Consider the following 21,140-nt stretch of genomic DNA (forward strand, 5'->3'; position numbering starts at 1 on the left):
GTGCGGAATGCTCCGGTTCTTAATCTCCGGAGAGAAAATGGGTCGACTTAACGGCGATGCAGAGGTCTATGGTTAACGGCGGCTCGGAGAACTCGGGTCAACTTGAACCGCTACGAACGTCGCACGCATGCAGTATCGACGTTCGCAAAAAGGACCGCCATGACCCCCAACGCCGCTCCACAGTCACCCCAACCCACCCCGAGCACGCTCAACCGTCGCGCACTCCTCGCAGGCAGCGCCTGGGCCGCACCCGTACTCGCCGTCGCCATCTCCGCGCCCGTCGCAGCCGCATCCGGCAACGCGATCATGGTCTTCTACACGACCCCCCAGATGTTCGTCCACGGGTCCACCTGGAACCCCGCCATCAACGGGAACGTCGCCCAGGGGTACCGCTTCGAAACCAAATTCGGCAACCAGTACCAGGCCCCGGGCACGAGCATCCTCACCACCGACATCGTCGTCTCCTACCCGGCGGCCTATGTCGCCGACCTGCCCCTCACCAACCTCAGCCCAGGGGTCGTCGAACTCAGCCGTGTCGTCAGCGGCGGCCTCATCACCTTCACGCTGCGTCTCACCGAGACCATCCCCAACGGCGGCTCATCGTCGAACATCACCTGGGTCGCCGCAGCAGTGCCAGGAACCCCCACAGCCCAAGCCGTCAACTTCACGGCGAAACTCACCTCGCCGCAGTCGTCGACCACCCTCACCCACTCAGGCTCCAACCCGACCTGGTGACGGGCACCCCGACCCGCGCCCCGCGCTGAAGAGGACGCCGCCGCGCCGCGAGACGCACTCGAAACGGCTGGCGCCCAAGTTCGCGCCGCACTTCGCGCGCCAGTTCACGCCCCCAGTTCGCGCCCCAGCGCGAAGTGCCCCAAACTGGGGGAGTGCGAAACCGCGCGGCGTTCGTCGCGCCCAGGACGCGCATCCACGCCCAGTCGCAAGAAACGCAAGGAGCCCGAATGGCCGACGCGCCCATCCAAGACGCACTCTCCGAGGCGGAAGCCTCCGAGCAGAAGCAGGTGCGTCTCGACAAGCGTGCGCGGATGCTCGAGTCGGGCATCGCGCCCTACCCACTGACGCTCCCCATCACGCACACCATCGCCGACGTGCGGGCCGCCCACGCCGACCTCGAAGACGGCGCCTCCACCGGCGAACGCGCCGGCGTCGCAGGCCGCGTCGTGCACCTCCGCAACACCGGCAAGCTCTGCTTCGCGAGCCTCCAAGCCGGCGACGGCGCGCGCATCCAGATCATGCTCTCACTCGCCGTCGTCGGACAAGCACAGCTCGACCTCTGGAAGGACTACGTCGACCTCGGCGACCACGTCTTCGCCGCCGGAGAAATCATCTCGTCGCGCCGCGGAGAACTCAGCATCATGGCCGACGAATGGCAGATGGCCTCCAAAGCCGTGCGACCACTGCCGAACCTGCACAGCGAGCTCAGCGAAGAGACCCGCGTCCGCCAGCGCTACCTCGACCTCATCCAGCGCCCCGTCGCCCGAGACGTCGTCATCGCACGCGCCAAGACCAACGCGTCACTGCGCCAGACCTTCGCGAACCACGAGTTCCTCGAAGTCGAGACGCCCATGCTGCAGACCATGCACGGAGGCGCAGCCGCCCGCCCCTTCGTCACCCACTCCAACGCCTTCGACACCGAACTCTTCCTGCGCATCGCACCCGAGCTGTACCTCAAGCGCGCCGTCGTCGGCGGCCTCGACCGCGTCTTCGAAATCAACCGCAACTTCCGCAACGAAGGCGCCGACTCGACGCACAGCCCCGAATTCGCGATGCTCGAGGCGTACCAGGCGTACGGCGACTACAACTCGATCGCCGACCTCACGCAAGAACTCGTGCAGAACGCCGCACTCGCCGTCGCCGGATCCCACGTCGTCACCTGGACAGACGGCACCGAGTTCGACCTCGGCGGCGACTGGGACCGCGTCTCCATGTACCCGTCGCTCTCCGCAGCCGCCGGCGTCGAAATCATACCGGAGACACCCCTCTCGGAGCTCCTCGCGCTCGCCGAGAATGTCGAGATCGAGGTCAGCCACCCCACGCACGGCAAACTCGTCGAAGAACTCTGGGAGCACTTCGTCAAGGAAGACCTCACACGACCCACGTTCGTCATGGACTTCCCCGTCGAAACCTCGCCGCTCACCGCATCCCACCGCTCCATTCCCGGTGTCGTCGAGAAATGGGACCTCTACGTGCGCGGCTTCGAGCTCGCCACCGGATACTCCGAACTCATCGACCCCGTCGAGCAACGCGCCCGCTTCGTCGAGCAGGCCGCGCTCGGCGCACGCGGAGACGCTGAAGCGATGCGTGTCGACGAAGAGTTCCTCGCAGCACTCGAGCACGCCATGCCACCATCCGGCGGCATGGGCATGGGCATCGACCGCCTCCTCATGGCCATCACCGGCCTCGGCATCCGCGAAACCGTGCTCTTCCCGCTCGTCAAGTAACGCGCATCCGCAGACCTGAAGCCGCCGCCCGAACCAGGGCGGCGGCTTCATGCGTGGGCGGCGGGATGCGCGGGGGTGGGTGCGGGAAGTGCTGGGGTACTCGGGGCTTGGGACTGGGGACTGGGCTGGGCTTGGTTGGGTGCTGGGGTGCTGGGGTGCCCATTGTCCGCGAGCTGCCGCAGATGGTTGTTCTGGGCCGCCGCATGCCCGCGAGATGCCCGTGATAGTTCTGAGGGGCCACGTGCCCGCGAGGTGCCGCGAACGGTTGTTCTGGGGTGGTGCGTGGCGACCTTTTGTGGCATCTCGTGGTGGTGTTGGCCGTGGTGGGTGTCTGCGCTGCTGCGTTCTCGCGAGATGCCCCGAATGGTTGTTCTTAGGAGTCCCGTGCCTGCGAGGTGCCCCGAATGGTTGTTCTGAGGGGCCACGTGCCCGCGAGATGCCGCGAATGGTTGTTCTGGGGTGGTGGTTGGCGACCTTTTGTGGCAACTCGCGGTGGTGTCGTCCTTGGTGGGTGTCTGTGCTGCTGCGTTCTCGCGAGATGCCCCGAACGGTTTTTCTGGGGTGGTGCGTGGCGACCTTTTGCGGCATCTCGCGGCAGGGACGACCGCGGTACGTGCCCCACTTCACTTCACGCCGCGCCGTGCAGCGCCGCGCCGCGTCGCTCCGCAGCGGACACTCGCTGAGCGTCACCACTTCGGTGTTGTTCCCCCTGTGCGCAGTCGTTCTCCACAACTGGATGCGCGGGGCGGCCACACGAATGGCAGTCGGCTTACGGTGCCGGGATGAAGACCGCGCAGCCTCTCCCGCCGCCCTTCGAGGGGGTCCCATTCCGCACGTCTGATGCGCTGCGCAGTGGGCTCACGCGCGGGCGGATCCGGGCTGCGGCGAAGGAGCGCATCCACTATGGCGTGCGCGCGCAGCGTCCCGCGAGGGATGCACGCGATCTCGACATGGCGTATGCGCTGTGCATGCCGCCGGATTGCGCGCTGTCGGGGATCTCTGCGCTTCGGTACTGGGGTCTCCCGCTTACTCGTCGGTTGGAGGATCGGATGGTGACCGTCGTCACGCGTCCGGATGGGTGCCGGGCGCCCCGGGGGAAGCGGATTCGTGGGAGCACGATCGCGCGCGACTTCTTCGAACTTCGGAGCCCCCGCGGGGTTCGGGTGATCTCACCGAGAGTGGCTTGGGCTCAGGCGGCGACGGTCGTCTCGCGGCGGGAGTTGCTCGTCATCGCCGATGCGATGCTTGCGGAGTTCGCGGGCTACCCGGGGCGGCGCTTTGCCGGGCCCATCGCATCCCGGGACGATCTGCTGGACATCGCCGCGCGGTGGACCGGCAGGCGAGGGGCGCGGGCGCTGCGGGACGCCGCGGAACTTGCCCGCCCGGGCGTGGAGTCTCCTGGGGAGTCTCGTACTCGCTTCATCATTATCGAAGCGGGATTCGCGGAGCCAACGCCGAACTTCCGGGTGCGCCTAGGAAGCGGCAGGCGGGCGAGGACGGACCTCGCGTATCCGGAGCTGAAGGTCGCCGTCGAGTATCAGGGGGAGTATCACTTCAGTCCGGAGCAGGTCATCGACGACATGGATCGCATTCGTGAGCTGCGGTCACAGGGCTGGATCGTGGTCTTGGTCACGAGGCGCGACATTCGAGATCCGACCGCGTTCCTGGCTGAACTGCGGGAAGCGCTCGCATCGCGAGGACCCAAGTGATGGCCGCAAGGTGCCGGGTGAACGGGCACGGGCGAGCGGGGGACCCTCGCGGGTTTCTCACCTGATTTCTCTCGTTTCTCACCGATTCGGGTCAGTCCTGCGTGCGGCTGAGCACCCCGTGTTGGAGTGGCTGTCGCGCAGCGCACGCTGCGAGCAGCGCAGCCTGCACCCACCGAAAGGGAGCCATGAACGCAGAAACCACAGATGGTGTGCCAAACGCACCGAGCGGCCTGAACCGACGCACGATCATCGCGGGAGCGGCATGGTCGATTCCCGTGGTCGCCGCGTCAGTGGCTGCTCCGGCCGAGGCCGCCAGCTTGGGATGTGCCGGCACCCTCACCTTCTCGCCGACCACGAACGTCGGGGGTGTTCCGACGTTCGTGGCCGTCAATGGCGTTGCCGGCACCGACTACTCCTCGCCGCTCACCATTGCCAGCAGTGGAAACCCTTCCGCGCAGGTGACGGTGAGCCTCGCAGGCACGGGCTACCAGTTCTACGGCACACTGGTGCCGCCGAACACGGCGACCTCTCAGACCGTGTCTCTCGTCAACGGGTCAGCGACCGTGCGCATCGTCGGCGTGGGCACCGGCACGAATGCGGGCACCCTCACCGCACGGGTCACCGGTGTCGCAGGTCAGACATGCACGCCAGCGACCCTGCCGCTCGGCAGACGGAACCTGACGATCAGTTCAGCTTTCGGGTCTGGCTTCTATCTCACAACGCCAGCCACCAACGGGCAGGGGGCAGGGTTCTATCAGTACGACGCCGACCCGAACTCGAGCGACCCCAAGCGCCTGCGCATCGATGGCACGACCGCTGGGGACCAGATCACCGACGTCTATGTCGAGATCGCGATCTCGAGCAACTGGCCGACAACACCGTTCAGCCGCCTCGCCGGCTCGAGCGTCGACTGGACGGTTCCGGTACTCACCGGCGCAACAGCGGTCCGGAACGGCGTCACGTACAACATCTGGCGCACGACGTACACGGGCCCCGCCATCACGGCTACCGGATCCTCGACGAACATCCCCGTCGGGTTCTACTTCCGTCAGCAGCAGATGCCGGCCTTCATCTCGGGCGCGAGCAACTTCACTACGCGGTACGCGACAGTCAACGGGACGCCGCTCCGGCTCGAGCGCGCCGTCGCCGACATCGTCAATCAGCGTCAGAACCCGGCACCGACGCCGCAGAACCCGCGGTAGCCGCCGTACCCGAGGGGAGTGGTGCGACGACGGGCGACTCAAGCTCCGGCCCGCGCCACTCCCTCGGTCCGCGGATGCGCGTGGCGTGCATCCGTGCCGCTCGCCGCGGATGCGTCGCGCCGGGGCGTGCCGGGTGGATGCGCCTCACCGCCGCACGTCTGGATTTCGCGTCGAGGTGCGGCACGCGCCGCGCATCCGCGACGCTGCCCCGTGCTCCGTGCCCTCCGGCCCCTACGCCCAGCGGTCGAGCGCGTTCCGCATTTGCCGGACCGATGAGAATCCGCTGGTCTTGGCGACAACGTTCAGGTCGATCGGCGCCGCGGGATCCGGATGCGCCAACAGGTCCGTCGCAGCGCGAACACGGGTCTGCTCGATCGCCCTGCGCGGGCTCAACTCCATAGGAGCGAACACTCGGTGCAGATGCGTCGGCGAGACAGCCATCATCGACGCGAGCATCGCCACCGAGAAATCTGGCCGGTCGAAGTTGGCGTCGATCATGCGCATGGCGCGCACGAGCAGATCCGAGCCGGCGCCCCCGTGCGCCAGCAGCCGCTGGTCTCGCGCCTCGCTGAGCAGCGAGATGACCAGATGCTCCAAGACGCCGCGCAACGACAGCGTGCCGCTTCCCGGCGGGGGCGGCGCCGAGATGAGCGTCGTCAGCATGGCCACCGCCAACTGCCAGTGCGCTTCCGACACCTCAAGCGGTTGCCCCAGAAGCTTCTTGAACTGCTCGGCGCCCAGCCTCGACGACGTGAAACGCATCTCCATGCGAGCTGACGCACCCTCGGACGCTGCCGAGAGCGGCGCGGCCGACTCCAGCACGACGAACTTGTGCTCATCAAGCACAAACGACGACTCGCCCGCGTGCATCCGCACCGCACCCTCGACGCTGATCAAGCAGCAGAACGTGCTCGCCGGGTCCGCATCCGCTTCAAGCACCCCGGGCGACGACCAGATGCGTTCCGCAGCCCACCACGGCGTGCCGACGGCATCGGCGAACACGTTCGGGTTCGTGCCGACCGCCGCGCGCCAACGAGAGGCGACTTGATGGCCTCCGTGATCACGCATCGGCGAGCCGATCGACGAGATCGAGCCGATCGATAAGGTCGAGCCGGCGCGCGGGGGACGCGCTGGAGCTACGTGGGGGACGCATGCTCATACGCTAAAAACCGCTGCGAATCCCGGCAGTACCGCGACCGCCTCAGTCGTGAAAGATCCGATCGGATGTCGCGAACTGAACGTCCCGCGGGTTCAGGAGTCGTGCCGGCAGGTCCGCGGGATGCGCCCGGCACGTCCGCGCGTCGGGCCTGGCGCGCTCGCGGGATGCGCCCCCACGGCAGGAGACGGGCCCTGCCCTTCCGCGAGTCGGGCCCGGCACGCTCGCGGGACGCGCCCCCACGTCAGGAGAGACGCCCCCACGTCGGGAGACGCGTCCGCAACTCCGCGAGACGCGCATCCGCCGCCCCGCAACTACCCCTGCGGCGTGCTGCTGCCCTCACCCTCCACGCGGTACTCGACCTCGGCGACGATCTTCCGCAACGCATACACGGTCACCAGGCGACGCTGGGCGGGCGGGTCCCAGCCCGAATGGTGCTCGAACTCGAGACGCTGAAGGTCTTCGAGCGCAGACCGGGCAGCGCTGAGCTGCGTCGAGACGTCGCGGGGAGACTCGACCCATTCGCGGAAGAGCGCCGCCAGATGCTCGCCCGCCGCCTCAAGCGCGCGCCGTGAGCCGGGCTGCGCTTCGCTCCACGAGACCTCGAGGAACGGCTCCTGGAGTTCCGCGATATGCCGCACGATTCGGCTCAGGCTCGAGAGCTCGCCGATCGCTGAATCGGTGTCGAACTTCGCCCGGAGCCCTCTCGCGTTGCCGCGCAGGTTCTCTTGCACGTCGCCGACGAGGGTCTTCGCGTCGGCGAGCTGCCCGTCGAGTCGATCCAGGGATGCGCGCCACTCGGTGAGCTTCTCTTCCGGAACGTCGTCGTTCGGGAGCTCCGTGGCGCGCTGAATGGTCTGTGCCACCGTCTCCTTGACGTCGCTCATGGCACGCATCGCGCGGTCGCGTCCCGTCGCCGGCGGAACCAGCAGATTCAGCAGTACGCCGATCGCCGCGCCCACGGCCATCTGCACAACGTATCCGATCGAGAACCCGTCCGGGTTCGCGCCACCAACCACGAAGACGAACAGCGCCGCGATCGGAATGTAGTCACGCCCGGCGCCGAAGATCGGGATACCCGCGAGCAGCGTGCCAACACCCACGGCGATCGGAACGGCCAAGGCCACCGGGGTGCCGACAGTGACGAGGCCGCCGGCCGCCAGCACGCCGAGCAGCACCCCGACGACCACCTGGATGCTCGAGCGAACAGAACCGGCGACCGTCGGCACGCTCGCGACGAGCGCGCCGAGCGGCGCGTAGTAGGCGTAGGCGTTCGCCTCGCCCGGCACGAGATGCCCGGCGTACCAGGCGATCGTCGCCGCGGCGGCGGTCTTCGCGACGTGCAGCAGACGTGCGGGGGTGAACGCCGGAAGCAGCGCGCTGACGAGGGAGTGCATCCGTCACATCCTGGGGTATGTGCACCGATTGGCGCTGAGGGTTGACAGAGCATCCGGTGCCGGCCGCGCGAAGTGTCGCTTGGGGAGTGTGGCCTCGCGCGGGGTGGGAAGGTTCAGCCCACGCGCGAGATGCCACAAAGGGTTGTTCTGGATGCGCTCGGAGCGACCGTTTGCGGCATCTCGCGTGAGTGGGTGCGTGGGTGCGTGGGTGTGAGTGGGGTGCGTGGGTGCACCTGCGTGGGCTGGTGGGTGGAGGAGTTGTGCGCGTGAGTGCGGGTGTGCGTGGGGCGCGGGTGTGGTGCGCGCGGTGCGCTCGGTGTAAGGGGAGTGTGCGGGGCGGTGTCTGGTGTGCTGCTTTCTGCGCGAGATGCCGCAAAGGGTTGTTCTGGATGCGCTCGGAGCGACCGTTTGCGGCATCTCGCGAGTGGGAAGGGTCTTGGCGTGGTGCTTGGGTGCGGTGCGCGTGAGGTCGTGGTGCTCTGGTGTGGTGCACGTGGGGTCGTGCGCGGGGTGTGGTGTGCGTGGGGATGCGTGCGCGTTGGCGTCGCCAGTGCGACCTTTTGCGGCATCTCGCGTAGGGGAGGGGGCGTCGACTCAAGGGGAGCGACTTTTTGGGGCATCTCGCGTCGGGGAGGGGCGCGACCCACGCCGCGACGAAAGCGGACGCGGGCCGGATGCACGTGCATCCGACCCGCGCCCGCTCGGAGCCTGCAGGAGGCCCTCGCGTGCCCCCGCTTGGGGGTGCGCGTTAGTCCTTCGGCTTCTCGGTGTTCGGGGTGACGATCGGAACTTGACTTGTCGGCGCGGGGCCGGCGACGGGCAGGTTCATGACGTTCGTCTTCCGCAGCCAGGGGAACATGCGGGATGGTTCGCGTTCGACGGGTTCGTCGACTTCCAGTCCGTAGAAGTCGCCGATGTGGTCGACGAGCGCGGCGCGTCGGGCCCGTTCGTAGGCGCGTTTCTCGCGGGCGAAGGCGAGCGCGGTCGCCCAGCAGGAGAGCAGCAGCACGATGGAGAACGGCAGCGCGATGCTGATGGCGGCGGTCTGCAGGGCGTTGAGTCCGCCGGCGAGCAGCAGCGCGACCGCGAGCAGCGACGTGATGATGGCGAAGAATGCTCGCACCCAGTGCTTGGGTTCGACTTGGCCGCCGGTGGCGAGCATGCCCATGACGAGGGCGCCGGAGTCGGCGGACGTGATGAAGAAGATGGCGATGAGGATGATCGCGCCGATGGTCAGGATCGCCCCGCCGGGGAGTTCGGCGAGCATCTGGAACAGCGCGCCTTCGACGTCGACGGAGCCGTCGCTCTGCACGAAGTCGGTGACGCCGTTCAGCTGCAGGTAGAGCGCGGTGCCGCCGAGCACGGAGAACCAGAGGAAGGTGACGAGGGTGGGGACGAGCATCACGCCGGTGACGAATTCGCGCACGGTGCGTCCGCGTGAGATGCGCGCGATGAACACGCCCACGAAGGGGGCCCACGACATCCACCAGCCCCAGTAGAAGGTGGTCCAGGCTGACTGCCAGTCGACGCCGGCTTCGCCGGAGAAGGCACTGGTCGAGAACGTGAGGCTCACGAAGTTCTGCAGGTAGTTGCCGAGGGACTGCACGAAGTCGCGCAGCAGGAACTGGGTGGGGCCGACGATGAGGATGAACACGAGCAGCGCGCCGGCGAGCACGAGGTTGATGTTCGACAGCCACTTCATGCCCTTGCCGACGCCGGAGATGACGGAGAACAGGACGAACGCGGTGATGACGGCGATGATCGCGATCGACGAGGTGGTGGAGGATTCGAGGATGCCCGCGGCTTCGAGGCCGGATCCGATCTGCAGCACGCCGAGGCCGAGTGAGGTGGCGACGCCGAAGATGGTGCCGACGAGGGCGACGATGTCGATGAGGTTGCCCCACCCGCCGCGCACGCGGCGTCCGAGCAGGGGCTCGAGTGCCCAGCGCACGCTGACGGGACGGCCGCGGCGGTGGATGGCATAGGCGAGCGCGAGTCCGAGGACGATGTAGATGGACCACGCGTGCACGCCCCAGTGCAGGTAGGTCTGCGAGAGTGCCTGCTGCGCGAGCTGGTTCTCGGTGCCCGACACGCCGGGCTTGGGTTCGATGAAGTGACTCAGCGGCTCGCTGACGCCGTAGAAGACGAGGCCGATGCCCATGCCGGCCGCGAAGAGGAGGGACAGCCAGCTGAGGTTCGAGAACTCAGGCTTGTCGTCGTCTTTGCCGAGCTTGATGTCGCCGTACTTGCCGAAGCCCATGACGAGGCTGAAGATGACGAAGAACGCGGCGATCAGCACGTAGTACCAGTTGAAGTTGCGCACGATCGACGACTGCACGGCACCGAAGGCGGTGTCGGCGGCGTTGGGGGCGAGGATTGCGAACCCGGCGAACCCGATGACGATGATCGCGGCGGGCCAGAACACCCATCGTTTGATCGTCGGTGGGTCTTTCTTCGCGGTCGTTTCGGCGGCTGTTGAGCTTTGGGGGCTGGAAGTCACTGCGCCAATGGTACGCGAGACGACGAAAATCGCTAGTCAGCCTAGCTACTTACGCGCCCTGAGTTGGCCGAACGTGGATGCCGTCAGGTCAGCTCACGCCGCGTCAGCTCGGCGATCCCGCGGCCTCTACGCCCGCATCCCGAACGAGCTCGTGCACGCCCGTGATGATCTCGTCGGGACGGAACGGGTAGCGCTCGATCTCGCGCTGGTCGCTGATGCCGGTGAGCACGAGGACCGTGTGGAGCCCGGCCTCCATGCCAGCGACGATGTCGGTGTCCATGCGGTCGCCGATCATCGCAGTGTTGTGCGAATGCGCGCCGATCTTGTTGAGCGCGGAGCGGAACATCATTGGATTCGGCTTGCCGACGACGTAGGGCTCGCGACCGGTCGCCTTGGTGATGAGCGCCGCGATGGCTCCCGTCGCGGGCAGGGGGCCGTCAGCGCTCGGCCCCGTGGCGTCGGGGTTCGTGACGATGAATCGCGCGCCGTTGCCGATGAGTCGGATGGCCTTGGTGATGGCGTCAAACGAGTAGTTGCGGGTCTCGCCGACGACCACGAAGTCTGGGTCGGTCTCGGTCATGATGTAGCCGGCGTCGTGCAGGGCGGTGAGGAGGCCCGCCTCGCCGATAACGAACGCCGCCCCGCCTGGCAGCTGCTGGCGGAGGAAGTCTGCCGTGGCGAGCGCTGAGGTCCAGAGCCGTTCCTCTGGCACGTTGATGCCGCTCGACCGCAGCCTCGCGGCGAGGTCGCGGGCCGTGAAGATGGAGTTGTTCGTGAGCACGAGATACGGGGTCTCGTCTCGCTGCCACTGCGCGAGCAGCTCGACCGCGCCGGGCAGCGCGGCCTGCTCGTGCACGAGCACGCCGTCCATATCGGTGAGCCAGCATTCGACGTTCGAGCGATCGACCATGGCCACAGCCTAAGTGCCCGCGCCGACACGTGGATGCGGGTGCGGTGGATGCGCAGGGACTCGCCGGAGCGCGCGAGCGATCGCGTAGACTCGTTCCACTATGGACTTCTTCCTCAATGCACTCTGGTCGCTCATCCCGACTGTGATCATCGGGGTTGCGTTCTTCTGGATCCTGACCTCGATCCTCTCCGGCGATCGCCGCGAGCGTGCCATGGCCGACAAGATCGAGCGCGAAGAGCGCGCTCGCCTCGGCCTTCCGCAGCCCGACGCGAACAGCTGACACCCGGCTCGCTGCTTTCCCCCAACTTTCGGCTGATCCCTCGTTGACGAGGAGGTCAGCCTCTCGTCGTCTGGAACCGACACATGTCACTCCTGCTCAATTGGGCCTCGCCTGCGCCCCTCGGCAAGCCCTTCCGCTTCCTGCTGTCGTCGTCGCTGTTCTCGAACCTGGCCGATGGCATCCTGATCGCGGCCGGCCCGCTGCTCGTCGCGAGTCTGACGCAGGACCCGCTCCTCGTCTCGCTCGCCCTGGTCGTGCAGCAGCTGCCGTGGCTGGTATTCGGGCTCTTCGCCGGCGTGGTCGCAGACCGGCTGCCGCGCATCGCCATCATCGTGACGGGCGCGCTGAGCAGGGTGCTGATGCTCGCGATCATCGGCGCGCTCGTGCTGACCGACACGATCAACCTGCCGATCCTCTACATCGCGCTGTTCCTTGTCGGGGCTGCTGAGGTCTTCACCGACAATGCGTGGACCTCGATCGTTCCCGACCTCGTGCCGTCCAAAGAGCTCGGCATCGCCAACTCGCGACTCATCGCGAGCCAGACGGTCATGAACCAGCTCGCCGGCCCGGCGATTGGCGGCGCCATCTTCGCGGTCGCCCACGCGCTGCCGTACGGCGTGACCGTCGTGTCGCTGCTCTTCGCCGTGGTGCTCGTGTCGCGCATCCAGTCACCGCCCGTCTCGACTGCCACCACGGGGCCGATCGAGACGGTCCGCTCGATCGCTCGAGTGCGACGCGACATCGCGAAGGGGTTCACGTGGCTGTGGCAGAACCCACCGGTGCGCACCCTCGCCATCATCCTCTTCGCGTTCAACATCACGTACGGCATGACCTACGGCGTGCTGGTGCTTTACGCCAAGCAGCGGCTCGGGCTCGACGACGCCGGCTACGGGCTGTTGCTCGCCGTCTCGGCACTCGGCGGGCTCGTTGGCACGGCGCTGTACGCCAGGCTGGAGCGCCGCTTCTCGTACACGAGCCTGATGCGCGCCTGCCTCGCGCTCGAGACGGTGCTGCACCTCGTGCTCGCCGCCACCGCGAACGTCGTCGTCGCCGCGGCCACGATGTTCGTCTTCGGCATGTACACGGTCATCTGGGCCACGCTGGCGAGCACGATCCGGGGTCGGGCGGTGCCGAGCAGGATGCGCGGCCGCGTGTCGAGCGTCTACTTCCTCGGCATGATCGGCGGCATGGCGATCGGCACGTTCATCGGCGGCCTCATCGGGCAGGGATTCGGCATCGTGACGACGATCTGGGTGGCCTTCGCGGTGAGCATCCTGATTTTGGCGCTCGTCTGGAAGTCGCTCGTCAACGTGGGTCGCGCGGGCGAGATCGCCGACGAGCCCGGGGCGCGCGCGGCGGGCTGACTGACGGATGTTACGCGCGGATGAGCGTGAGGCTGGGCCCGGAATCGCGCGCCTCGCGCCGCCTCGCCTTCGTCGCATCCCGTGCCCTCGCCGCATCCAGCCGCCGCCCCTCTGAGGGAGCATCCAGATAGCTCCGGGGAGCGCGGCGTAACCTAATCGGCATCGTGCTGGATTGAGGACGCGGAGGAGGGTGCTGACGATGCCGCGTTCTGCCCTGCCTGTCCTCATCGCGGCCGTGATGATGGCGGTGCTCGCCGGATGCGCGTCAGGGCCATTCCCGACCGTGCAGTCGGCGGCTGATTCGTTCAACGAGACGCTCCGCTCACTTCCGGGCGTGGAGGCGTCGAGCCTCGACCGGCCGCCGGTCGAAGGGGCGGTGAAGGTCGACCTCGTGGTCACGCTCGAGGACGACGTGACCGAGGACGAGCTCGCCGAGATCGGTGAGTATGCGTCGACCTTCCCCGCGGTGCAGCTGGGGCAGGGCCAGTACGCCGGGGCGGTCGAACTGCGGCTCGCGGGCTCCGCGTATTCCTACTTCGACCTGGCAACGCCAGAGGCGCTTCGCGCGCAGCTCGCCTACTGGCGGGACCTGACTTCCGTGGGGTTCGAGTCGATCTCTACGAGGACCTACTCGGCGCCGGTCTCGGCTGGCATGTTCGACGTCTCGGGCAATGCCGACGAGGTCTCGGCAGCCGATCGCAACTCGCAGCAGGGCGAGACGACGCCGCCCGACCCGGAGGGCTCCGCATCCGCTGTGCCGTCGAGCGCCCCGCCGGCCGCGACGAACGCGCCCTCCCTGACGTCCGCCGCCCGCGGCCGGCTCGTGGTCATCGAGCTCTCGAGCGACGAAGCTGGCGACCAAGCGCGTTCTGAGCAGTTGCTCGAGTCGGCTCGCGCCCTGGACGATCCAGGTGCGGCAACGGGGGAGTGGGACCTCATGGGGCTGGCGCCGTTCACGACGGGCCAGTTCGTGCAGTCGTCGATCCCCTCGACGGAGCAGATCGACTTCGTTCGCGCGACGAGCGCGGTCTTCGACAGGTCGGAGAAGCTCGCGAGCGTGCACGTCCGGGTGGACGATGCGTCGACGGGAGCCATCACCCAGGTCAATGTAACCGCGTTCGACGACTCGATGGAGGGCGTCAAGTCGGGCGACGCCTCTGGGAAGTTCCGCGGCACGACGGAATGGCAGGAGCTGCTCGAGCTCGTTCCAGAGCTGCAGCAGACGAATCGTGATTTCAGTGTCAACTTCGTGGGCAACAACCTCACCGGTCTCGGCGTGTTCGAGCTGAAGTTCGGCGTTCGTGACTGTGAATTCTGGTCTGGATCCCAGTGGCCCGACCTGTCGCGCGAACTTGAGATGGCGTGGGTGTCGACCCTTCAGGGTGCAAACGCACCCACTGTGGCCGCCCAGATCTGCGCGGCACAGCGCTGATCTCGCCCCCTCCGAGTGTCTTAGCCGGCGGTCGAGGCGCCCGGCGCAGCCGTGCCATTTCATAGCCAACGCATGGCAAAAATCTGGCAAATATCCGGTTATCCGGATCTCGTCAAATCCGAAATCTCGGGTTATGGTTTGACCATCCATTTGGTAGGTGAAAACGCATACAAGTTGAGGCGGGTGAAAGGGTGAACGCAGCGTCGCGTGATCTGTTGGTCAGAGAGCGCCTTTTGCGCGCACTTGACGAGGATGCGGCTCGCATCACGCTGCTGCACGCACCGAGCGGCTACGGCAAAACCACGCTCATGCGCATGTGGGCCGACGCGAAGCGCCACACTGGCCGTCTCCTCTGGGTCACGTTCGGCACTGCCACCACGACGCGCAACAGCGTGTGGGAGCAGATCGCGCGCGCCGCCTACCGAGAAGGTCTCATCTCCGACCTCCAGCTCGACGACCTCATCGGCCTCATCAACAGCGACGACTTCGAGAAGCGCGACCTCATCGCGGCAATGCGCGGCGAGGGCGCCTTCACGATCATGCTCGACGGCTACGAACGCCTCGGGGAACTCGCGCGCGTCATCGACGAGGACCTCCTCCGCGGCACCGAGCACGTGCCAGGGATGCGCGTCATCGTCGCCGCGCGCGGTCGAACGACCCTCGACCAGCAGCGGCTGCAGCTGCAGGGGCGCGTGCAGGTCATCACCAACGTCGACCTCGAGTTCACCGAAGACGAGGTCGCGGAGTTCTTCGACACCGTGGTGGGCGACAGCAGGTTCGCGGAGGCCCGCGACGTGTACGAGGCCACCGGTGGCTACGCCATCGCGGTGCGTGCGGCCATGCTCGAACTCTCCCGATCTGGGCCGCGTGCCGCCCACTGGCGCGAGAACGCGCTCAACTCGACCAACCTCTCGGGGCAGCTGCCCAGCGAGGAGCTCGCGAAATTCGCGCGCATCACCAGCGTCGTGCCCTACTTCGACGCGTCCCTCGCACGGATGCTCGTACCCCAGGTCGACCAAGACGCCGCCATCGAGGTGCTCGAGGCCGACGGCTTCGGTCGCCACATCACCTTCTCCCGCACCGCGGGCGCGTTCCAATACGTGACCGCACTCCGCGACGCGCTGCACGAGGAACTGCGCACCCAAGCGCCAGACGAGTACCGGCGCGCCGCATCCATCGCCTCCGCCTGGCTGGCCGCGAACGGCGACCCGGAGGCGGCGCTCGAGCTGGCACTGGAAGTCGACGACTACGAGCTCGCCTCGCGCATCTGCACACGCCTCCTGCTCACCGTGGTCGAGGCGTACACCACCGACCGCTACGAGGCGCGCCTCAAGCACCTGCCGCAGGACGTGCTGACCGCCTTCCCAATCCTCGCGTTCGTGCTCGGCCTCGCCAGGCTGTCGAACCCCGTGCTTCGCAGCTCAGCCAAGCCGATGCTCCAGATCGCGGCCGGGATGCGCATCCCGAGCGGACTCGCGCCCGCCCGCCGCTGCGAGCAACTCTGCTTCAAGGCCTTCGCGATGCGCACCCTCGGCAGGTACCGCGAGTCCGCGGACCTCGCCCGGGAGGCGCTCGAGCTCGCACGCACCCAGACGCCCGCCGGCGAGGCATCCATGCTCACGCCGGTCTTCGTCCGAGGCGCGGCGCTGTCGCTGTTCCTCATCGGCGACGTCGCCGGCGCGCACGCCGCCGTCACGAGCACCTTCGTCGTGCCGCAGTCTCAGAGCTCGCTCAACCTCTCGTACTCCGATGCGGCCGGCTACAAGGCTATCGACGGCGACATGCCAGCCGCGCACGCCCTGCTCGCGCAGATCGACGCAGGCGAATGGGGCTCCGCCGTCCACCGCGGCCACCTCGGCAGTTTCGGGCACATCGCCAGGTCCTACGTGCACCTCGAGCACGGAGAGTGGCAGGAGGCGCGCGCCGTCCTCGAAGGAGTGGAGCGCCACACGGTCACCTCAGACATCTGGCCGTACCTGCAGGAACCCGTCATGATGGCGAGACTCGCGCAAGGCGAAGCGCTCGCCGAGGCGCGACGGGTCGAGGAGCTCCTCGACGGACCGCTCGCCGCATCCGGTGCCGCCGAAAGCCTCGGGCTATTTCGGGTGAAGGCGTTCCTCGTTGTGCTCTGGCTGGCGGCGGGGCGCCCCGCCCGCGCGCGCAAGCTGCTCGAGGGATACGCGACAGACGACTTCAGGACCCTGCCGGCGAGGGCCCTGCTCGCGCTCGTCGACGGCGACCCCGACCAGTGCATGCGGCTCGTCTCACGGTCGCTCGACTTCGTAACCACGCCGCGGATGCGCACGGCAGTGCACGCGCTCGGTGCCGCCGCCGCCCTCCGCTCTGGCGACCGCGACGTCGCGCTCAGCATGATCGGCCTCGCATCCGCGCTCTCTGGGCAGTACGGCCTCATCTCACCCCTGCTCCTGCTGCCCGACCGTGACCGCGAGGCGCTCGCGCAGCTCAGCCGCGAGTCTGGTGGCGCCGATGACGTCGAGATGTTCGACTCCATCGCCGTGGTCACCACGATGCAGGAAGTGAGTGCCATGCCACAGTTCACAGAACGCGAGCGAGTCGTGGTTCACGCGCTCGCGAAACACGCGTCACCGGCGAGTATCGCCGAAGAACTCTTCGTCTCACCCAACACGGTGAAGACGCAATTGCGCTCCGCCTACAAGAAGCTCGGCGTGCACTCGCGCTCCGAAGCCCTCCGTCGCGCGGAGTCACTCGGACTCCTCCGCGATCGAAGTGAGGATTAAGACTTCTCGCTGCCAGCTCGCAAGCCACCCCGGGGTGAAATCCGGGGTGGCTTTCTCGTTTTCACCCGGACAATCTGAGGCTCATTTATTTGTAGCTACAACTTAGGGTGAAGTCCGGGGTGAGTTCGGGGCGAAAGGGCCGCATCTGGCGTCGTATGGACCCGCTCGACACGTCCGCTCTGGACGGGCCGAGCCCACGCGCCCCACCGGCGCGGAAGCAACCCCCCAACTGCTCCGAAGAGGTTCCCCCTTGTCTGAAATCCCCAGCAACGCAGCCAATCTGTCCACGTCCACCACGGACACCACGACCACCGGCTCCAGCCGTCGCTCAGTGTTGCGCGCCGCAGCCTGGACCACGCCCGTGATCGCCTTCGCCACCGCAGCCCCCGCGTTCGCCGCGTCCTACCCCAAGACCCCAGGCATCAACGGCTGGATCGAGTTCCACTACCCGACCAGCGGCGGGAACGGGCGAGTCACCGTCGACGCGACCGGCACCTACCCGGCCCGCGGCCTGTGGATCAACGACGTCGTCAGCACCACCACGGTGTCCTCGATCTACATCGTCTTCCACTTCCGCGCAGCCTCCGGCACGCTGAACTTCACGAAGTCCGGCAGCTCGCAGTGGTCGAACCTCACCCGCGTCGGCACCATCCAAATCAACGGCGGCAACTACATCAGCTACCGCTCCAACTACACCGGCCCGCTGCCCCTCACCCCCGGGCGCACGTTCATCCCCAACGACTTCGTCTTCACGTCCCAGTCGGTCTCCGGCGGCACCCGCGCCCCCTACATTGACCGCTTCGTCACCATCGACGGAGCAGTGCAGTCTTTCCGACGCCTCATCGGCGGCGACGGCGCGCTCCTGCCCACCACCGCCTACACGCCGGACAACAACAACCTGCGCCAGGCGCAGGTCGAAGCCCCCAGCGACGGAGCCGGCGACCCAGTCGGCGCCGCCAACACCGGAGGCCCGCAGCTCGGCTAGTGCCAGCGACCTACAGGATGCGCCGCCGCCAGCTCACCCGAGCCGCGGCGGCGCATCCGCACGTCCGGGGTTAATCGGCCGCACGCCCAGGGCGAACAGGGGAGGGTTTCGGGGGAAGTCGCCGTTACTCTCGGTGTACACGACCCCCGACCCTGTAGCCAGGTGTCGAGGTCAGGGAGTCGAAGGAGAAACGGATGTTCGAGAGATTTACCGACCGCGCCCGGCGCGTGATCGTCCTCGCCCAAGAAGAGGCGAAGATGCTCAACCACAACTACATCGGGACCGAGCACATCCTCCTCGGCCTCATCCACGAGGGTGAAGGGGTCGCCGCCAAGGCACTCGAATCCCTCGACATCTCACTGCCCGCCGTGCGCGAGCAGGTCCAGGAGATCATCGGCCAAGGCCAGCAGCGCCCAACGGGACACATTCCGTTCACGCCGCGAGCCAAGAAGGTGCTCGAGCTGTCGCTGCGCGAAGCACTGCAGCTCGGCCACAACTACATCGGCACCGAGCACATCCTCCTCGGCCTCATCCGCGAGGGCGAGGGCGTCGCAGCCCAGGTGCTGGTGAAGCTCGGCGCAGACCTCAACCGGGTTCGCCAGCAGGTCATCCAGCTGCTCAGTGGCTTCCAGGGCAAGGAACAAGTTGTCGCTGGCGCAGACCAGCCGCAGCAGGCCGCCCAGGGCTCCGCCGTGCTCGACCAGTTCGGCCGCAACCTCACGCAGGCCGCGCGCGAAGGCAAGCTCGACCCTGTCATCGGTCGCGAGAAGCAGATCGAGCGCGTCATGCAGATCCTCTCGCGTCGCTCCAAGAACAACCCCGTCCTCATCGGCGAGCCCGGCGTCGGCAAGACCGCCGTCGTCGAAGGCCTAGCCCAGGCGATCGTCACCGGACAGGTCCCCGAGACGCTCAAGAACAAGCAGCTCTACTCGCTCGACCTCGGCTCGCTCATCGCAGGCTCCCGCTACCGCGGAGACTTCGAAGAGCGCCTCAAGAAGGTCACCAAGGAGATCCGCACGCGCGGCGACATCATCGTCTTCATCGACGAGATCCACACCCTCGTGGGTGCGGGCGCCGCCGAGGGTGCAATCGACGCGGCCAGCATCCTGAAGCCGCTCCTCGCACGAGGTGAGCTCCAGACCATCGGCGCGACCACCATCGACGAGTACAAGAAGCACTTCGAGAAGGACGCGGCGCTCGAGCGACGCTTCCAGCCCATCCAGGTGGAAGAGCCGTCGATCGCGCACACGATCAACATCCTCAAGGGGCTCCGCGACAAGTACGAGGCGTTCCACAAGGTGTCCATCACCGACGACGCCATCGTGGCCGCGGCCACTCTCGCCGACCGCTACGTCTCCGACCGGTTCCTGCCGGACAAGGCCATCGACCTGCTCGACGAGGCCGGCGCGCGCCTGCGCCTCTCGGTGCTGTCGTCGCCGCCGGAGCTGCGCGAACTCGACGAGAAGATCGCGATCGTCCGCGCCGACAAGGAGCAGGCCATCGAGTTGCAGGACTTCGAAGGCGCCGCGTCATTGCGCGACGACGAGAAGAACCTGCTCGGCGAGCGCCTCCGCCTCGAGAAGCAGTGGAAGTCGGGCGACGTGAAGTCGACCGGCACCGTCGACGAAGGCCTGATCGCCGAAGTCCTCTCGCAGGCCACCGGCATCCCCGTCTTCAAGCTCACCGAGGAAGAGACCGCACGCCTCGTCTTCATGGAAGATGCCCTGCACCAGCGGGTCATCGGCCAGAACGAAGCCATCGCCGCGCTCTCCAAGACCATCCGCCGCACCCGCGCCGGACTCAAGGACCCGAACCGCCCATCCGGCTCGTTCATCTTCGCCGGCCCCACCGGAGTCGGAAAGACCGAGCTCGCCAAGGCGCTCGCGGAGTTCCTCTTCGACGACGAGTCGGCGCTCATCTCGCTCGATATGTCCGAGTTCGGCGAGAAGCACACCGTCTCGCGGCTCTTCGGTGCCCCTCCAGGGTTCGTCGGCTTCGAAGAGGGCGGCCAGCTCACCGAAAAGGTGCGCCGCAAGCCGTTCTCCGTCGTGCTGTTCGATGAGATCGAAAAGGCACACCCCGACATCTTCAACTCGCTCCTCCAGGTGCTGGAAGAAGGACGTCTCACCGACGGTCAGGGTCGCGTCGTCGACTTCAAGAACACGGTCATCATCATGACGACCAACCTCGGCACGAAGGGCATCTCCGGCGGCCCCGTCGGCTTCCAGCTCGAAGGCGACGCCTCGGTGTCGTACGACAACATGAAGTCGAAGGTCAACGAGGAACTGAAGAAGCACTTCAAGCCCGAGTTCCTGAACCGCGTCGACGACACCATCGTGTTCCCGCAGCTCTCCACCAACGAGCTGCTGCAGATCGTGGACCTCTTCATCGGTCGCCTCAGCGAGCGCATGCTCGACCGCGACATGACGGTCGAGATCACCGAGGCCGCGAAGCGCAAGCTCATCAAGGTCGGCTTCGACCCGACGCTCGGTGCGCGTCCGCTGCGTCGCGCCGTGCAGCACGAAGTGGAAGACCTTCTCTCCGAGAAGATCCTCCGCGGCGAGCTCAAGGCCGGCGACCACGTGAAGGTCGACTACCCGGGCGAAGAGTTCGTGTTCGACGTCACGAAGCGCCTCGTCCCCGAGGCCGTGCCCGCCGGCGGAGTCACCTCGCAGGCAGAAGGCATCATCGCCGACTCGAGCGAAGGCGACGCGCAGAGCGCATAACCCGAACGCGCACGTCTGACCAAGCCCCCGCATCCACGGATGCGGGGGCTTCGTCGTGCGTGTGTGGGTGCTTGCGCGGGTGTGGGTGTGGGCGTGCGCGGGCGTGGGCGTGGGCGTGGGGCGTCGCACCCCGCGAGATTCCGCAAATGGTCGCTCAGTTCTCGCGAGATGCCTCGAAGGGTTGTTCTCGGTGTTGGATGGCGACCTTTTGGGGCATCTCGTGGTGGGGCCCGGGGAGTTTGGCCGGTCCGGTGCGGT

The 21,140-nt window shown here is 67.2% G+C and carries 14 protein-coding genes; 10 read left to right on the forward strand and 4 right to left on the reverse strand.

Annotated elements, in window-relative coordinates:
• Positions 1 to 159 precede the first annotated feature (159 nt).
• From ACPYN9_RS05605 to ACPYN9_RS05620, 4 genes are all read left to right on the forward strand, one after another.
• Positions 160 to 735, forward strand: a complete 576-nt coding sequence (locus ACPYN9_RS05605) for a hypothetical protein (RefSeq protein WP_424464685.1) — start codon at positions 160 to 162, stop codon at positions 733 to 735.
• 227 nt (positions 736 to 962) lie between these two features.
• A complete protein-coding gene (gene lysS, locus ACPYN9_RS05610) occupies positions 963 to 2,462 on the forward strand; it encodes a lysine--tRNA ligase (RefSeq protein WP_424464687.1) in 1,500 nt (499 codons plus the stop codon).
• Between the two features lie 1,163 nt (positions 2,463 to 3,625).
• The gene (locus ACPYN9_RS05615; RefSeq protein ID WP_424464688.1) at positions 3,626 to 4,171 is read left to right on the forward strand and encodes an endonuclease domain-containing protein; all 546 of its coding nucleotides are present in this window, start codon (positions 3,626 to 3,628) and stop codon (positions 4,169 to 4,171) included.
• Positions 4,172 to 4,356: 185 nt separating this feature from the next.
• Entirely contained in the window at positions 4,357 to 5,373 is a 1,017-nt protein-coding gene (locus tag ACPYN9_RS05620) for a hypothetical protein (RefSeq protein WP_424464689.1), read from the forward strand.
• A 231-nt stretch (positions 5,374 to 5,604) separates the two neighbouring features.
• On the opposite strand, the gene ACPYN9_RS05625 is transcribed toward ACPYN9_RS05620, so the two are convergent.
• The 4 genes from ACPYN9_RS05625 to ACPYN9_RS05640 all read right to left on the reverse strand — a co-directional run bounded on the left by ACPYN9_RS05625 (position 5,605) and on the right by ACPYN9_RS05640 (position 11,336).
• Positions 5,605 to 6,441, reverse strand: coding sequence for a hypothetical protein (locus ACPYN9_RS05625; protein ID WP_424464691.1), 837 nt, complete (start codon positions 6,439 to 6,441; stop codon positions 5,605 to 5,607).
• A gap of 402 nt (positions 6,442 to 6,843) precedes the next feature.
• The gene (locus ACPYN9_RS05630) at positions 6,844 to 7,926 is read right to left on the reverse strand and encodes a hypothetical protein (RefSeq protein WP_424464693.1); all 1,083 of its coding nucleotides are present in this window, start codon (positions 7,924 to 7,926) and stop codon (positions 6,844 to 6,846) included.
• A gap of 748 nt (positions 7,927 to 8,674) precedes the next feature.
• Positions 8,675 to 10,426 carry a BCCT family transporter gene (locus ACPYN9_RS05635; protein ID WP_424464694.1) on the reverse strand — a complete coding sequence of 584 codons (1,752 nt, stop codon included), beginning with the start codon at positions 10,424 to 10,426 and terminating at the stop codon, positions 8,675 to 8,677.
• A 103-nt stretch (positions 10,427 to 10,529) separates the two neighbouring features.
• Complete coding sequence (locus ACPYN9_RS05640) at positions 10,530 to 11,336, reverse strand: HAD-IIA family hydrolase (protein WP_424464696.1); 807 nt, start codon at positions 11,334 to 11,336, stop codon at positions 10,530 to 10,532.
• Positions 11,337 to 11,436: 100 nt separating this feature from the next.
• Here ACPYN9_RS05640 and ACPYN9_RS05645 point away from each other — a divergent pair, with 100 nt between their 5' ends.
• The 6 genes from ACPYN9_RS05645 (at position 11,437) to ACPYN9_RS05670 (ending at position 20,882) form a co-directional block, all read left to right on the forward strand.
• A complete protein-coding gene (locus ACPYN9_RS05645) occupies positions 11,437 to 11,616 on the forward strand; it encodes a hypothetical protein (RefSeq protein WP_424464698.1) in 180 nt (59 codons plus the stop codon).
• 83 nt (positions 11,617 to 11,699) lie between these two features.
• A complete protein-coding gene (locus ACPYN9_RS05650) occupies positions 11,700 to 12,980 on the forward strand; it encodes an MFS transporter (protein ID WP_424464700.1) in 1,281 nt (426 codons plus the stop codon).
• 199 nt (positions 12,981 to 13,179) lie between these two features.
• On the forward strand, positions 13,180 to 14,412 hold the full coding sequence (locus ACPYN9_RS05655; RefSeq protein WP_424464702.1) for a hypothetical protein: 1,233 nt from the start codon (positions 13,180 to 13,182) through the stop codon (positions 14,410 to 14,412).
• Positions 14,413 to 14,645: 233 nt separating this feature from the next.
• Complete coding sequence (locus tag ACPYN9_RS05660; RefSeq protein ID WP_424464704.1) at positions 14,646 to 17,171, forward strand: LuxR C-terminal-related transcriptional regulator; 2,526 nt, start codon at positions 14,646 to 14,648, stop codon at positions 17,169 to 17,171.
• A 250-nt stretch (positions 17,172 to 17,421) separates the two neighbouring features.
• A complete protein-coding gene (locus ACPYN9_RS05665; RefSeq protein ID WP_424464705.1) occupies positions 17,422 to 18,156 on the forward strand; it encodes a hypothetical protein in 735 nt (244 codons plus the stop codon).
• Between the two features lie 194 nt (positions 18,157 to 18,350).
• Positions 18,351 to 20,882: an ATP-dependent Clp protease ATP-binding subunit gene (locus ACPYN9_RS05670; RefSeq protein WP_424464707.1), complete on the forward strand. Its 2,532-nt coding sequence runs from the start codon at positions 18,351 to 18,353 to the stop codon at positions 20,880 to 20,882.
• Positions 20,883 to 21,140 lie beyond the last annotated feature (258 nt).

Origin of the sequence: Pseudoclavibacter helvolus, from assembly GCF_049707175.1 — a bacterium.
Taxonomy (GTDB): Bacteria; Actinomycetota; Actinomycetes; order Actinomycetales; family Microbacteriaceae; genus Pseudoclavibacter; species Pseudoclavibacter helvolus_A.